This is a genomic window from Streptomyces sp. NPDC057900 (assembly GCF_042887885.1).
Taxonomy (GTDB): domain Bacteria; phylum Actinomycetota; class Actinomycetes; order Streptomycetales; family Streptomycetaceae; genus Streptomyces.
Genome location: NZ_JBHVOI010000003.1, coordinates 668966 through 681744, shown reverse-complemented (window position 1 = coordinate 681744; position 12779 = coordinate 668966). Strand labels below are relative to the sequence as shown.

12 protein-coding genes and 3 tRNA genes are annotated in these 12779 nt (G+C 69.5%); 9 read left to right on the top strand and 6 right to left on the bottom strand.

Annotated elements, in window-relative coordinates:
* Positions 1–16: 16 nt before the first annotated feature.
* Entirely contained in the window at positions 17–667 is a 651-nt protein-coding gene (locus ACFVQ0_RS17255; protein ID WP_390088760.1) for a TetR/AcrR family transcriptional regulator, read from the bottom strand.
* A gap of 117 nt (positions 668–784) precedes the next feature.
* Here ACFVQ0_RS17255 and ACFVQ0_RS17250 point away from each other — a divergent pair, with 117 nt between their 5' ends.
* A complete protein-coding gene (locus ACFVQ0_RS17250) occupies positions 785–2410 on the top strand; it encodes an MFS transporter (protein ID WP_390088758.1) in 1626 nt (541 codons plus the stop codon).
* Between the two features lie 21 nt (positions 2411–2431).
* On the opposite strand, the gene ACFVQ0_RS17245 is transcribed toward ACFVQ0_RS17250, so the two are convergent.
* From ACFVQ0_RS17245 to purS, 5 genes are all read right to left on the bottom strand, one after another.
* The gene (locus ACFVQ0_RS17245) at positions 2432–3352 is read right to left on the bottom strand and encodes a M23 family metallopeptidase (RefSeq protein ID WP_390088756.1); all 921 of its coding nucleotides are present in this window, start codon (positions 3350–3352) and stop codon (positions 2432–2434) included.
* A gap of 111 nt (positions 3353–3463) precedes the next feature.
* Entirely contained in the window at positions 3464–4021 is a 558-nt protein-coding gene (locus tag ACFVQ0_RS17240; RefSeq protein ID WP_390088755.1) for an ArsR/SmtB family transcription factor, read from the bottom strand.
* Positions 4022–4157: 136 nt separating this feature from the next.
* Positions 4158–6422, bottom strand: coding sequence for a phosphoribosylformylglycinamidine synthase subunit PurL (purL, locus tag ACFVQ0_RS17235; protein WP_390088753.1), 2265 nt, complete (start codon positions 6420–6422; stop codon positions 4158–4160).
* The gene (gene purQ, locus ACFVQ0_RS17230; protein ID WP_390088751.1) at positions 6419–7099 is read right to left on the bottom strand and encodes a phosphoribosylformylglycinamidine synthase subunit PurQ; all 681 of its coding nucleotides are present in this window, start codon (positions 7097–7099) and stop codon (positions 6419–6421) included. The genes purL and purQ overlap by 4 nt, the downstream gene beginning before the upstream one ends.
* Positions 7096–7362 (bottom strand): phosphoribosylformylglycinamidine synthase subunit PurS, encoded by a 267-nt coding sequence (purS, locus tag ACFVQ0_RS17225; protein ID WP_073736460.1) that lies wholly within the window; start codon positions 7360–7362, stop codon positions 7096–7098. Before purS ends, purQ begins: the two co-directional genes overlap by 4 nt.
* A 470-nt stretch (positions 7363–7832) precedes the next feature.
* On the opposite strand from purS, the gene ACFVQ0_RS17220 reads away from it, so the two are divergent.
* The 8 genes from ACFVQ0_RS17220 (at position 7833) to ACFVQ0_RS17185 (ending at position 12728) form a co-directional block, all read left to right on the top strand.
* Positions 7833–8168, top strand: coding sequence for an Lsr2 family protein (locus ACFVQ0_RS17220; protein WP_199884437.1), 336 nt, complete (start codon positions 7833–7835; stop codon positions 8166–8168).
* Positions 8169–8333: 165 nt separating this feature from the next.
* A tRNA-Gly gene (locus ACFVQ0_RS17215) sits at positions 8334–8405 on the top strand.
* A gap of 81 nt (positions 8406–8486) precedes the next feature.
* Positions 8487–8559, top strand: a tRNA-Gly gene (locus ACFVQ0_RS17210).
* A 208-nt stretch (positions 8560–8767) separates the two neighbouring features.
* On the top strand, positions 8768–9808 hold the full coding sequence (locus ACFVQ0_RS17205) for an ABC transporter ATP-binding protein (RefSeq protein WP_390088749.1): 1041 nt from the start codon (positions 8768–8770) through the stop codon (positions 9806–9808).
* Positions 9805–10620, top strand: coding sequence for an ABC transporter permease (locus ACFVQ0_RS17200; protein WP_390088747.1), 816 nt, complete (start codon positions 9805–9807; stop codon positions 10618–10620). Before ACFVQ0_RS17205 ends, ACFVQ0_RS17200 begins: the two co-directional genes overlap by 4 nt.
* Positions 10621–10633: 13 nt before the next feature.
* Positions 10634–12025: a sensor histidine kinase gene (locus ACFVQ0_RS17195; RefSeq protein ID WP_390088745.1), complete on the top strand. Its 1392-nt coding sequence runs from the start codon at positions 10634–10636 to the stop codon at positions 12023–12025.
* The gene (locus ACFVQ0_RS17190; RefSeq protein WP_390088743.1) at positions 12022–12633 is read left to right on the top strand and encodes a response regulator; all 612 of its coding nucleotides are present in this window, start codon (positions 12022–12024) and stop codon (positions 12631–12633) included. Before ACFVQ0_RS17195 ends, ACFVQ0_RS17190 begins: the two co-directional genes overlap by 4 nt.
* A 22-nt stretch (positions 12634–12655) precedes the next feature.
* Positions 12656–12728: transfer RNA gene (locus tag ACFVQ0_RS17185), tRNA-Gly, on the top strand.
* The last annotated feature ends 51 nt before the right edge of the window (positions 12729–12779 follow it).

Below are 12779 nucleotides of genomic sequence, written 5' to 3'. Positions count from 1 at the left end.
GGGCTTGGCGCGGGACTCAGCTGTCGCCCCGGGGCCGGGTCGCGTAGTCGCCCAGCCCCTTTTCGAGCAGGTCGAACCCGCGCCCGGCGATCACCACGGCGTCCGCGGCGATCTCCTCGACCGACTCCCCGGCCAGCAGCCTCCGGTGGTTCTCGGTGATCAGGGCGTTGCGGGTGCCGATGAGCTGGGAGGCCACGACGGCCGCGATCGCCGGCTCCTCCCCCTCCTCGACCAGGACATCGGTCAGCTGGTCGAAGGACAGGACGAAGAAGGCATGGGCCCGGGTGAGCAGTGAGGGCGTCTGCTGGATCAACTGAAGGATCCCGAGCGCCACCGGCGAATCGCTCATCCCCACCGAGGCGTCCCGGTCCCCGAGAGCGGCCAGGAATTGGCGGCGCACGGCGGCCACCGCGGACTCACCGGGCTCCCGGTCCCGCACCACCCGAGCGACGTCACCGATGTGCTCCTCCAGCGGCGCGAAGACCAGGTGTTCTTTGCTGTCGAAGTAGTTGAAGACCGTCATCTTCGACACGTCGGCCGCCTCAGCGATCTCCGCGACCGAGACCTGGTCGAAGCCGCGCTCGGTGAAGAGCTTCGTGGCCTCGCTCAGCAGACGGCGTCGCGTCTGGATCTTCTTGCGCTCGCGCAGGCTCAACCCCTCGGTCATGACATGAGTGTACCAGGATGAAACTTAATCTCAGACGAAAACTTGACTCAGTATATTTTTGCCGAGAGAGTGGTCCGGCCACAGCGGCTCCATGCCGCTCCGGAGGGGAGCACCGCCATGCCCGAAACGATGCCCGGAACGATGACCGAGACCGAGAACGAGGCCCGGACCAAGGCCGGGACCGGGACCGGGACGCCGGACGAACCAGCCGCCAAGGCCGGAAGTGCCGCCGGAGCCTCCCGGTCCGGCAGCCGGAACCGCACCATCGGTTTCGTCCTCTGCATCACCACGATCCTGCTGGCCGTGCTCGACTCCAACATCGTTTCCTCAGCGACCGTGCCGATCGTCCGCGACCTCGATCCGGTCCACGGCGTCGACCGGATCGCGTGGTTGATCGCGGGCTACCAACTCGCCGCGACCGCCGCGCTCCCCCTGTACGGGAAGCTCTGCGACTCACTTGGCTCGAAGAACGTGTTCATCGGTGCGCTCGCCACCTTTCTGGCCGGGTCCGCCGTGTGCGGGATGGCCCAGTCCATGGGCGAACTGATTGCCGCCCGCGCCCTCCAGGGCATCGGTGGCGGCGGTCTGATGAGCGTCACCATGGTCGTCCTGCGTGAACTCGCGGCGCCGCCGAAGGCCGGTGCCGGTGCCGGTGCCGAGGCCAACGGCGAGGCCGACGGGGACGAGAAGGGCGAGAAGGGCGGCAACATCGGCGGTGTCATCGCCGGGGCGGGAATGGCGCTCGGACCCTGGATCGGCGGAACCCTCTCCGACCACGCCGGATGGCGATGGATCTTCTACGTCAACCTTCCGGTCGGCATCGCCGTGCTGGTCGCGGCCATCACCCTGCTGAGGCTTCCCGCCCGCACCACGCGTCGCCGCATCGACTTCCTCGGTGCCGGGCTCGCCGCCGCCTTCTCCACCGCGCTGCTTTTGGTCACCGAGTGGGGCGGTCAGCGGTACGCCTGGTCCTCGCCGCTGATCGCGGGCCTGCTCGCCGCCACCGCCGTCTGCCTCGGGCTCTTCCTGTGGCGCCAGGCGACCGCGGCCGAACCGATCCTTCCGCTCTCCCTGTTCACCGTCCGGGCCATGCGGAACGGCTTCGCCATCCAGGGGCTGGTCGGCGCCGCGATGATGGGCTCGATCGTCTACGTCATGATCTACCTCCAGGTCGTACGGAGTGTCGCCGCGTCTTCGGCCGGGCTCTTCCTGATCCCGATGGCCGTCGGCATGGCGGTGGTCGGTCTCGTCTCCGGACGTCTCGTCGCGGCCGGCTGGTCGCAGAAGACCTTCGTCGTCAGTGGCACGGTCGTGGCCTCCGCAGCCCTCGGCCTGCTCGCCACCCTCACCACGGAGACCAGCCTGTGGACGGTGCGTGGTGCGATGCTGTTGATGGGGCTGGGCTTCGGCCAGCTTGTCGGGCAGCTCATCCAGCTGGTCCAGGACACCGCCCCGGCTCACCAACTGGGCGTGGCCACCACCGGAGTCCGCTTCTTCCAGACCCTCGGCAGCGCTCTCGGGGCTGCCGTCTTCGGCACCGTGCTGAGCCGGGTGTACGCGTCCCGCGGACCGGGCGGCCCGTCCGGCGGGATCGGCGAGCTGACGGGAGCCGCCCACCAGCAGGCATTGCACGCCTTCACCTCGTCGACCAACGTGGTGTTCTGCTGCGCCACCGGCGTGATGATCGTCGCGGTGTTCCTGGCCACCCGGCTGCCGGGGGCCGTCCGGGCTCAGGAGGCCTGAGCCCCTCCCGATCCGCCCGGCCTATTCCCCGGCGGGAGTTCCATGAGCGGCTGCCCCGACCGTGAATATCTCGCCGTTGGACGGAACACCCGCCCCTCTCCAGGTGAATGGTATTCCGACCGCCACATCCAGGTCCGGATCGTCCATCAGCTGGAAATGCACATGCGGTTCGGTGGAATTCCCGGAGTTTCCGCACTCGGCGAGAGGCTGCCCGGTCCGGACCCTCTCCCCCGCCCGCACCCGGAGCGACCCCTGCCGCAGATGCGCGTACATCGCATAGGTACCACCGCCCAGGTCGAGCACGATGTGGTTCCCCACGACGGCACCCGCACCGCGCATGTCCCGTACGGACGCCTCGATCAGCATCAAGTAGACGAGCGCGGGGAGGGAATTGCGGCTGAGGTGGTCGCGGCTGCCGTCCGAGGCGTGCACCACCGTGCCGTCACCCACCGCGAGAAGCAGCGCCCCGAAGGCCGGGAAGTGGTGGTTGCGCCGGGCGACGGGCCACAGGGCGCGGAACTTCGGCCGGGACGGCAGCACCTGCTCGGCCCCGGGCTCCGGCTCCGCCCCGGGCGACGGCTCCGCTCCCGGCTCCGGGTCCGGCTCCGGGTCCGGCTCCGGGTCCGGCTCCGCCACGATGTCGATCGCGTACGTCTGCCCATAGGCGTGCACTCCGTGGCTGGGCACCTTGTCCGCCGGGCTGTTCAGCGCCGTCCAGCGCCCCGTCACCGGTGGCTCGACCTCCACCGCGGGCGGCGGATCAGCGACCGCGGCCCGGCCCCTGCGCCCTGTCACCAGGGCGAGGGCGACAGCGGCGACCGCTGGTACCCAGGTCAGCCAGTACGGGAACGGTGGCCGGGGAAGGAGGCTGATGACCACCATCGCGAAGAAGGCGATCCAGCACACCCGGTGCAACACCATGACGGCTTTACGGACGGACACGACTTCCCCCTGGATTGACTGTTTCGCCGGATTCCTGTTTCGCCTTACGCGTTCCTCGAATTACTCAGCCCTTGGCCCTGTTCCCTTCTCCGTCTCCGATCTCTCCGCCTCTCAGGGGCTGGCCGCCGTGAGGACCACCAGCAGCGGCACCACCCGGACGCCGGGGACCTCGTACCGCCCCCGCCCCGTCGTGTGCAGCCAGCCCGCGCCGGTCAGCTGCCGCAGGTGGTGGTAGATCTGCCCCGTCGTACCGGTCTCGTCGAGCGCGGCGAGCTCTGCTGCCGTGCGCCGGCCGCCGAGGATCTCCCGCAGCAACCGCAGCCGTACCGGATGCCCGAGCGCGGCGAGCGACTCGGCGGCGTCCGACCAGTCGGCACCGGAACCAGAACCACCAGCCTCCCCCGGCTCCCCCGGTTCCCCGGCGGCCCCCAGCAGCTGCTCCGTGAGCGCGCCGTACTGCCACTCGTACTGCTCACCCGTCGGCAGTCGGACCGCTCCGGTGTACAGCACACCGCCGTTCGCGGCCCCGGACCCGGCCGCGGACAGCTCCTGCTTGAGCCCTTCCAGGGCCCAGAAATCGGCCCCCGTCGGACGCGGCACATCCCTGCGGTCACCCATGAGCGACTCAAGCCGCCGCTCCAGCTCCGTGACCCGTTCCTCCAGCTCCATCCATCCAAATTACGTAACTACGTAATCCCCGTCAAGAACGAACGGCAAACGCGCGCACGTAAAAACACGCGGACACGCAGGAGCCCCCGCCCGGTCGGACCGGGCGGGGGCTCCTGCGTGCAGCGGTGCGGCGTACCTACGCGAGCAGCGCGGGGATCGTTCCCTCGTGCGCCGTACGCAGCTCGCTCAGCGGAATGCTGAACTCGCCCTGGATCTCGATCCCGGCGCCGTCCGTCTCTTCGCCGTCCACGACACCGATCCGGCTCACGGGCAGGCCCCGTGCCCCGCACATGTCGTTGAAGCGGAGCTCCTCGCTGCGCGGGATCGAGACGACCGCGCGTCCCGCCGACTCGGAGAACAGGAAGGTGAACGCGTCCAGGCCGTCCGGCACGACCAGCCGGGCGCCCTTCCCGCCGCGCAGGCAGGACTCGGTCACCGCCTGGATCAGACCGCCGTCGGACAGGTCGTGCGCCGCGTCGATCATGCCGTCGCGGGAGGCCGAGATCAGGATCTCGCCGAGCAGCTTCTCGCGGCCCAGGTCGACCTTGGGCGGCATGCCGCCGAGGTGCTGGTGGACGACCTCGGACCAGGCCGAGCCGCCGAACTCCTCGTGCGTCTCGCCCAGCAGGTAGAGGAGCTGGCCCTCTTCCTTGAACGCGACCGGCGTGCGCCGGGTGACATCGTCGATCACGCCGAGCACGGCCACGACCGGCGTCGGGTGGATCGCCGTCTCACCGGTCTGGTTGTACAGCGACACGTTGCCGCCGGTCACCGGAGTGCCCAGCTCCAGGCAGCCGTCCGCCAGACCACGGGTGGCCTCGGCGAACTGCCACATGACGTCCGGGTCCTCGGGCGAACCGAAGTTCAGGCAGTCCGAGATGGCGAGCGGCTTGGCGCCGGACGCGGCGACATTGCGGTACGACTCCGCCAGCGCGAGCTGCGCGCCGGTGTACGGGTCGAGCTTCGCGTAGCGGCCGTTGCCGTCGGTCGCCATGGCCACGCCGAGGTTGGACTCCTCGTCGATGCGGACCATTCCGGCGTCCTCGGGCATCGCGAGCACGGTGTTGCCCTGCACGAACCGGTCGTACTGGTCCGTGATCCAGGACTTCGACGCCTGGTTCGGCGAGGAGACCAGCTTGAGGACCTGCTCGCGCAGCTCGGCGCCGTTCGCCGGACGGGCCAGCTTGCCGGCGTCGTCGGCCTGGAGCGCGTCCTGCCAGGACGGGCGGGCGAACGGGCGGTGGTAGGTCGGGCCCTCATGGGCGACGGACCGCGGCGGCACGTCCACGATCTGCTCGCCGTGCCAGAAGATCTCCAGCTGGGAGCCCTCGGTCACCTCACCGATGACGGTGGCGATGACGTCCCACTTCTCGCAGATCTCCAGGAAGCGGTCCACGTGCTGCGGCTCGACGATCGCGCACATGCGCTCCTGCGACTCGCTCATGAGGATTTCCTCGGGCGAGAGGGAGGAGTCGCGCAGCGGCACGGTGTCCAGCTCGACGCGCATACCGCCCGAACCGGCGGAGGCCAGCTCGGAGGTGGCACAGGAGAGCCCGGCGCCGCCGAGGTCCTGGATGCCCGCGACGAGCTTCTCCTTGAAGATCTCCAGGGTGCACTCGATGAGGAGCTTCTCCTGGAAGGGGTCGCCGACCTGGACGGCCGGGCGCTTGGCCGGACCGGTCGACTCGAACGTCTCCGAGGCCAGCACCGAAACGCCGCCGATGCCGTCGCCGCCGGTGCGGGCACCGTAGAGGATGACCTTGTTGCCGGGGCCAGACGCCTGCGCGAGGTGGATGTCCTCGTGCTTCATCACACCGATGCAGCCGGCGTTGACGAGCGGGTTGCCCTGGTAGCAGGCGTCGAAGACGACCTCGCCGCCGATGTTCGGCAGGCCCAGGCAGTTGCCGTACCCGCCGATGCCCGCGACGACGCCCGGCAGGACGCGCTTGGTGTCGGGGTGGTCGGCCGCGCCGAAGCGCAGCGGGTCGACGACCGCGACCGGGCGGGCGCCCATGGCGAGGATGTCGCGGACGATGCCGCCGACGCCGGTCGCCGCGCCCTGGTAGGGCTCGATGTACGAGGGGTGGTTGTGCGACTCGACCTTGAAGGTGACCGCGTAACCCTGACCGACGTCGACCACACCGGCGTTCTCACCGATGCCGACGAGCATCGCGTCGTTGGCCGGAACCTTCTCGCCGAACTGCTTGAGGTGGACCTTGCTGCTTTTGTAGGAGCAGTGCTCGGACCACATCACGGAGTACATGGCGAGCTCGGCGCCGGTGGGACGGCGGCCCAGGATCTCGCGGATCCGGGCGTACTCGTCCTCCTTGAGGCCGAGCTCCTTCCAGGGCTGCCCGGTGTCCGGGGTTTCGGCCGCGTGCTTGACTGTGTCCAGGCTCATGCGTTGACCAGCTTCTTGATGATCGAGGTGAAGAAACCGAGACCGTCGGTGCGACCGGTGCCGATCAGCGGCTCGACGGCGTGCTCCGGGTGCGGCATCAGGCCGACGACGTTGCCCGCGGCGTTGGTGATGCCGGCGATGTCGCGCAGCGAGCCGTTGGGGTTGACGTCCACGTAGCGGAACGCGACACGGCCCTCGGCCTCCAGCTCGTCGAGCGTGTGCTCGTCGGCGGTGTAACGGCCGTCCATGTTCTTGAGCGGTACGGAGATCTCCTGGCCCTCGGAGTAGTCCGAGGTCCAGGCGGTACCGGCGTTCTCGACGCGCAGCTTCTGGTCGCGGCAGATGAAGTGCAGGTGGTTGTTGCGCAGCATCGCGCCGGGCAGCAGGTGCGCCTCGGTCAGGATCTGGAAGCCGTTGCAGATGCCGAGAACCGGCATGCCCGCCTTCGCCTGCTCGATCACCGTCTCCATGACCGGCGAGAAGCGGGAGATGGATCCGGCCCGCAGATAGTCGCCGTAGGAGAAACCGCCCGCCAGGATGACCGCGTCGACCTGGTGCAGATCCTTGTCGCGGTGCCACAGCGATACGGGTTCAGCACCGGCGACCCGTACGGCCCGAAGGCTGTCCTGGTCGTCGAGGGTGCCCGGAAAGGTGACGACTCCGATACGAGCAGTCACTTCGACTCCTCGGCCTTCTCCACCTTCACGGTGAAGTCCTCGATGACGGTGTTGGCGAGGAACGTCTCGGCCATCTCGTGAATACGGCTGAGGGCGGCCTCGTCGACCGGCCCCTCGACCTCCAGCTCGAAACGCTTTCCCTGACGTACGTCCGCGATTCCCTCGAAGCCGAGACGGGGCAGCGCACGCTGCACAGCCTGTCCCTGCGGGTCGAGGATCTCGGGCTTGAGCATGACGTCGACTACGACGCGTGCCACTGGCACTCCCGGTGTGGTGGTGTGGTGCGGCTGTTTTTCCGGGGGGTTCCCCAGGACCCCCGCGGGTCCTCTCAGCGTACCTGTCCCGAAATTCTACGCGGGTAGATATGAAGCGGCCCGGATCACGCCCGGATCACGCCGGGATATGGACGGCAGATCTCGCGGCAGATCTCGCGGCAGATGTCATGACCGATGTCATGACAGATGCGGTAGCGGATGCGGCAGCGGTTGTCGCGGCCGATGCGGAAAATCCTGCGACAAAAATCCCCACCAGCCGCACAGATAGCAGACTGACACGCGCACGTAATTGGGTGGGCTTCACAATGCGGCACTCATCGCTGTACAAATGATTAGCGGGGAAAGCAGTATTGCCCCGGAACGGCCGGCAACAGTCGGCCCTCATCCGCGCTCACAGCCGGAAGGCCGGCATCCGCGCATGTCAGACGCGCAGATGCCGCAGGAAAGGACCGATATCCGTGGCTCAGCGCGTAGTGGTCACACTCTCCGACGACATCGACGGGGGAGCGGCAGCGGAAACGGTCACCTTCGCGCTGGACGGGAAGTCGTACGAGATCGACCTCAATCCGTCCAATGCAAAGAAACTGCGCAAGGCCCTGGCCCCGTACGTGGCGGCCGGCCGAAAGCAGACAAACGCCAGCAAGCACGGCAAGGTTCCCGTCTCGTACCGGCACACCTCGCTCGCGCCCGACCCGGCGGCCGTACGTGCCTGGGCCCGGTCGCACCGGATGGAGGTGCCGGCCCGCGGCCGGATTCCCAAGAAGGTCTACGAGGCGTTCCAGGAAGCCAGTTGAGCGGAAGCGCCGGGCGGCCGGTGCCGGACGCGGGCCGCACGCCGCCCCGCACCGGCCGCTTCGACGACACCTCGCGGGAGCCGACTTGCGCGACACCCCCGCAGGTCGGCTAGAGTCTGGAGCACGCCGAAGGGCAAGGCCGAAAAGCCGGGCCCCAAGCAGCGTGCGGGTGTAGTTCAGTAGTAGAACATCCCCCTTCCAGGGGGAAGGCGCAGTGTGCAATTCCTGTCACCCGCTCTGCATCACTCTTCCTCAACCACTCCGGTGGATCGGGTAGAGTAGTGCTCGCTCCACCGGTGAAAGCCGAGTGGTTGCAATGCGGACGTAGCTCAGTTGGTAGAGCGCAACCTTGCCAAGGTTGAGGTCGCCAGTTCGAACCTGGTCGTCCGCTCGTAGAAGCAAGAAGCCCCCGGCCTTTCGGCCGGGGGCTTCTTCGTGTCTCGCGGGGCATGTTCGTATTCGGGCTCTGGCTCGGCCCTGCCAAATCCGGTCCCTCTTCTTCCCTCTCCCCATGGCGTTCGCACTCCCATGACGTTTGTCATGCACTGTGGTGACAGCTCGCACTGCTCCCGACGCCGTCCGGGCGGAAGCCTTGAACCATGACCTTCGACGAAATTCCCCATGAGTGCGTGATCGAGGCGGCCGGTGTCCGACGCAGTTATGCGGGCGGCTTCGAGGCTGTGACCGGCGTCTCCTTCTCCGTGGCGCGAGGCGAGCTGTTCGCCCTGCTCGGCACGAACGGCGCCGGCAAGACCTCGACCGTCGAACTGCTGGAAGGGCTGGCCCGCCCCGACGCCGGCACGGTGCGGGTGCTCGGCCACGACCCGTTCCAGGAACGCGCCGCCGTCCGCCCCCGGATCGGGGTGATGCTCCAGGAGGGCGGTTTCCCCTCCGACCTGACGACCACAGAGACCGTACGGATGTGGGCCGGATGCACCAGCGGGGCCCGGCCCACCGGCGAGGCCCTGGAGCTGGTCGGGCTCGGCCACCGGGCGCGCGTCCGGGTCAAGCAGCTCTCCGGCGGTGAGCGGCGGCGGCTGGACCTGGCACTGGCCCTGCTCGGCCGGCCCGAGGTGCTCTTCCTCGACGAGCCGACCACCGGCCTCGACGCCGAGGGGCGGCGCGACACCTGGGCGCTGGTACGGCGGATCCAGGAGGGCGGCATCACTGTGCTGCTCACCACGCACTACCTGGAGGAGGCCGAAGCGCTCGCCGACCGGCTGGCGATCATGCACCGGGGGCGGATCGTGACCTCGGGCACCACCGCGGAGGTGACCGCCGAGCGCCCGTCCCGCATCCGGTTCGAGCTCCCCGCAGGAACCGGGGCCGGGCAGCTGCCGCTGAGCCTGCGCGCCGCGGCCGACGGGCAGCGGATCGAGATCCGCACCCACCGCCTCCAGGAATCGCTGGCCGAACTGCTGCGCTGGGCCACGGAGTCCGACGTCCAGCTCACCGGACTCGACGCCCGGTCCGCCTCGCTCGAAGAGGCCTTCCTCGACATCGCGAGGTCCGCGGCGCAGAACGAGACCAGGAACGGGACCAGGAACGGGACCAGGAACGGGACCAGGAACGGGACCAAGGCGGACAACGGGGACGGGAACGACGCCCGGACCGAAACGGAAGAGGTGGCTGCGGCATGACGACGGCGACAACGCGTGCGAACACCGTGCCGGCCGGATCCCCGGCCACCACCACGGTCCGGGGCCGGCTGGCCGCCCTCGGCCGGGCAGAACTGACGCTGCTGCTGCGCAACCGGACGGCGGTCTTCGTAGCCCTGTTCATGCCCGCCGCCATGGTCCTGGCGATGAAATCGACGTTCGAGCAGATCGATCTGGACGGAACCGGGCTGACCGTCGCGGGAGCGGCGCTCACCGGCGGCATCGGCACGGTGCTGATCCAGGCCGTCTACATGAACATGGCCGCGACCTATGTGGCGCGGCGCGAGGAGCTGGTGCTGAAGCGGCTGCGCACGGGCGAGGTCACCGACGGGGAGATCCTGACCGGAACCGCGCTGCCCGCGGGCGCGCTGGCCCTGGCGCAGACCGTGTTGATCGTCGCGGCCGGTACCGCCTTCTTCGGGCTCGGCGCCCCCGAACACCCCGAGCTGCTCCTCCTGGGGCTGGTGATGGGGCTGGTGCTGCTGACGGCGCTGGGTGCGGCCACCTCGGTGATCACCCGCACCGTGCAGACGGCTCAGCTGACGACCCTCCCGCTGTTCTTCGCCTCGTTGGTGGGCTCGGGACTCTTCGTACCGCTGGAGATCTTCCCGGACCGGCTCGCTTCGGTGTGTGAGCTGCTGCCACTGACCGGTGTGATGACGCTCGTACGGGCGGGCTGGCTGGGCGGCGCGCGGGGCACGGAGCTGCTGGCGGCCGCGCTGACCGGGCTGGTCTGGACCGTGCTCGCGGTGTTTGCTGTTCAGCGGTGGTTCCGCTGGGATCCGCGACGCTGAAGGGTGTGGTGGCGTGTTGACACGCGTACGTGGCTGGCGCCGCGGCTGGCAGGAACGCAGCAAGCTGGAACGGATCGACCTGTACACGCGGCTCACCATGTCGGTGATCCCCTGGATCTTCACCCTGACGTGGCAGCTGGCCCCGTTCGCGTCGGAGATCCGCCGCGCGCCGCTCCCGATGGCGCTGGCACTGGCCCTGCTCGTGGTCTGCGTGGCCCAGTGCGTGCTGAGCAACCTCAACGTGCGGCCGTCGTACGCCGCGTACCACGGCACCGCCGAATTCCCCCGGCGTCGGATGACGGCACCCGTGGCCCTGCTGCTGACGGCGCTGGGGCTGCTCGCGGCGCTGGCCGCCGCGGACGGCGTCGGCCGGCCGGGGCTGCTGATGATGGCCATGAACGTTCCGCTGGCCCTGATGATGACGCAGGTCCTGCTGGTCCCGGTCCGTACGTTCCTGGTCCAGTCGCTCGCCCTCGTCGCCCTGTCCACCGGCGTCCTCGCCGCGGCGGGGGTGCGGGGCGGAGTCCTGGCCGGAGTGGTGCCGGCCACGCTCTTCGGCTGTGTGCTGGTACTGATCTCCTTCCGGCCGAGCGCCTGGAGCCTGAGCGTGATGTGGCAGGCGGAGGAGGCCCGGGACGTACAGGCCCGGCTGGCGGTCGCGGAGGAGCGGCTGCGGTTCGGGCGGGACATGCACGACGTACTGGGCCGCAATCTCGCCGTGATCGCGCTCAAGAGCGAGCTGGCGATGGAACTGGCCCGGCGCGGCATGCCGGAGGCGGTGGACCAGATGGTCGAGGTACAACGGATCGCCCGCGCCTCCCAGCAGGAGGTGCGCGATGTCGTACGGGGCTACCGGGAGGCAGATCTGACCACGGAACTGGCCGGGGCCAAGGGCGTGTTGCGGGCGGCCGGCATCGAATGCGCGGTGGTGGGCGACAGCGGCGCGGAGCTGACCGCGCCCGTCCAGGCCGCCCTCGGCTGGGTGGTGCGCGAGGCGGCCACCAACGTACTGCGGCACGGCGACCCCCGACGCTGCACGATCCGGCTCACCGCCGCTGCCGACGAGGTGGTGCTGAACGTGGAGAACGACGGCGCGCCGATGACGCCCGCGTCCTCGGACAGCGGCTCCGAGGAGCAGGGTTCCTTGGAGCACGGTTCCTTGCAGCGCGGAACCGGCGGGAGCGGGACGGGTGGAAGCGGGACCGGGCTGCCCGGACTGCGCGAACGGCTCGGCTCGCTCGACGGCTCCCTCGACGCGGGGACGGCGGGCGACGGGCTCTTCCGGCTGACGGCGAGAATTCCGCGCACCACGCGTACCACGCGCACCCCGAGCACTCGGGATGCCCCGCACACCCACACCCCGCGCACGGAGCCCCGTAGCGCCCCTCTGGAGGAGAGACGATGACCACGGTGCGGGTGCTGCTCGCCGACGACGAGCACCTGATCCGGGGCGCGCTCGCCGCTCTGCTCGCGCTGGAGGACGACCTGGTGGTGGTGGCGGAGGCGGCGACCGGGCCCGAGGCGCTCGCCATGGCCCGTGCGCACCGCCCCGATGTGGCGGTCCTGGACCTGGAGATGCCGGGCGCGGACGGTGTGAGCGTCGCCACATCCCTGCGGTCCGAACTCCCGGGCTGCCGCACCATGATCGTGACGAGTCACGGCCGGCCGGGACATCTGAAGCGCGCCCTCGCGGCGGGCGTGCGGGCCTTCGTACCGAAGACCGTCAGCGCCCGCCAGCTGGCCGGGATCATCCGCTCGGTGCACACCGGCAACCGTTACGTGGACCCGGAGTTGGCGGCCGACGCGATCGCGGCCGGGGACTCGCCACTGACCGTGCGCGAGGCCGAGGTGCTGGAACTGGCGGCGGACGGGGCGCCGGTCGCGGAGATCGCGGAGCGGGCCTCGCTGTCGCAGGGAACGGTACGGAACTACCTCTCCTCCGCGGCCTCGAAGCTCGGGGCGGAGAACCGTCATGCGGCGGTGCGTCTCGCACGGGAGCGGGGTTGGGTATAGTGGTCCTCGCGCTTCGGCGCTTGCGGACGTAGCTCAGTTGGTAGAGCGCAACCTTGCCAAGGTTGAGGTCGCCAGTTCGAACCTGGTCGTCCGCTCGTAGAAGCAAGAAGCCCCCGGCCTCTCGGCCGGGGGCTTCTTCGTACCTC

Excerpts from the sequence above, each read along its gene's own strand:
- ACFVQ0_RS17255 (WP_390088760.1), bottom strand. The coding sequence starts at position 667 with ATGACCGAGGGGTTGAGCCTGCGCGAGCGCAAGAAGATCCAGACGCGA.
- ACFVQ0_RS17250 (WP_390088758.1), top strand. The coding sequence starts at position 785 with ATGCCCGAAACGATGCCCGGAACGATGACCGAGACCGAGAACGAGGCC.
- ACFVQ0_RS17240 (WP_390088755.1), bottom strand. The coding sequence starts at position 4,021 with ATGGAGCTGGAGGAACGGGTCACGGAGCTGGAGCGGCGGCTTGAGTCG.
- purL (WP_390088753.1), bottom strand. The coding sequence starts at position 6,422 with ATGAGCCTGGACACAGTCAAGCACGCGGCCGAAACCCCGGACACCGGG.
- ACFVQ0_RS17205 (WP_390088749.1), top strand. The coding sequence starts at position 8,768 with ATGACCTTCGACGAAATTCCCCATGAGTGCGTGATCGAGGCGGCCGGT.
- ACFVQ0_RS17200 (WP_390088747.1), top strand. The coding sequence starts at position 9,805 with ATGACGACGGCGACAACGCGTGCGAACACCGTGCCGGCCGGATCCCCG.
- ACFVQ0_RS17190 (WP_390088743.1), top strand. The coding sequence starts at position 12,022 with ATGACCACGGTGCGGGTGCTGCTCGCCGACGACGAGCACCTGATCCGG.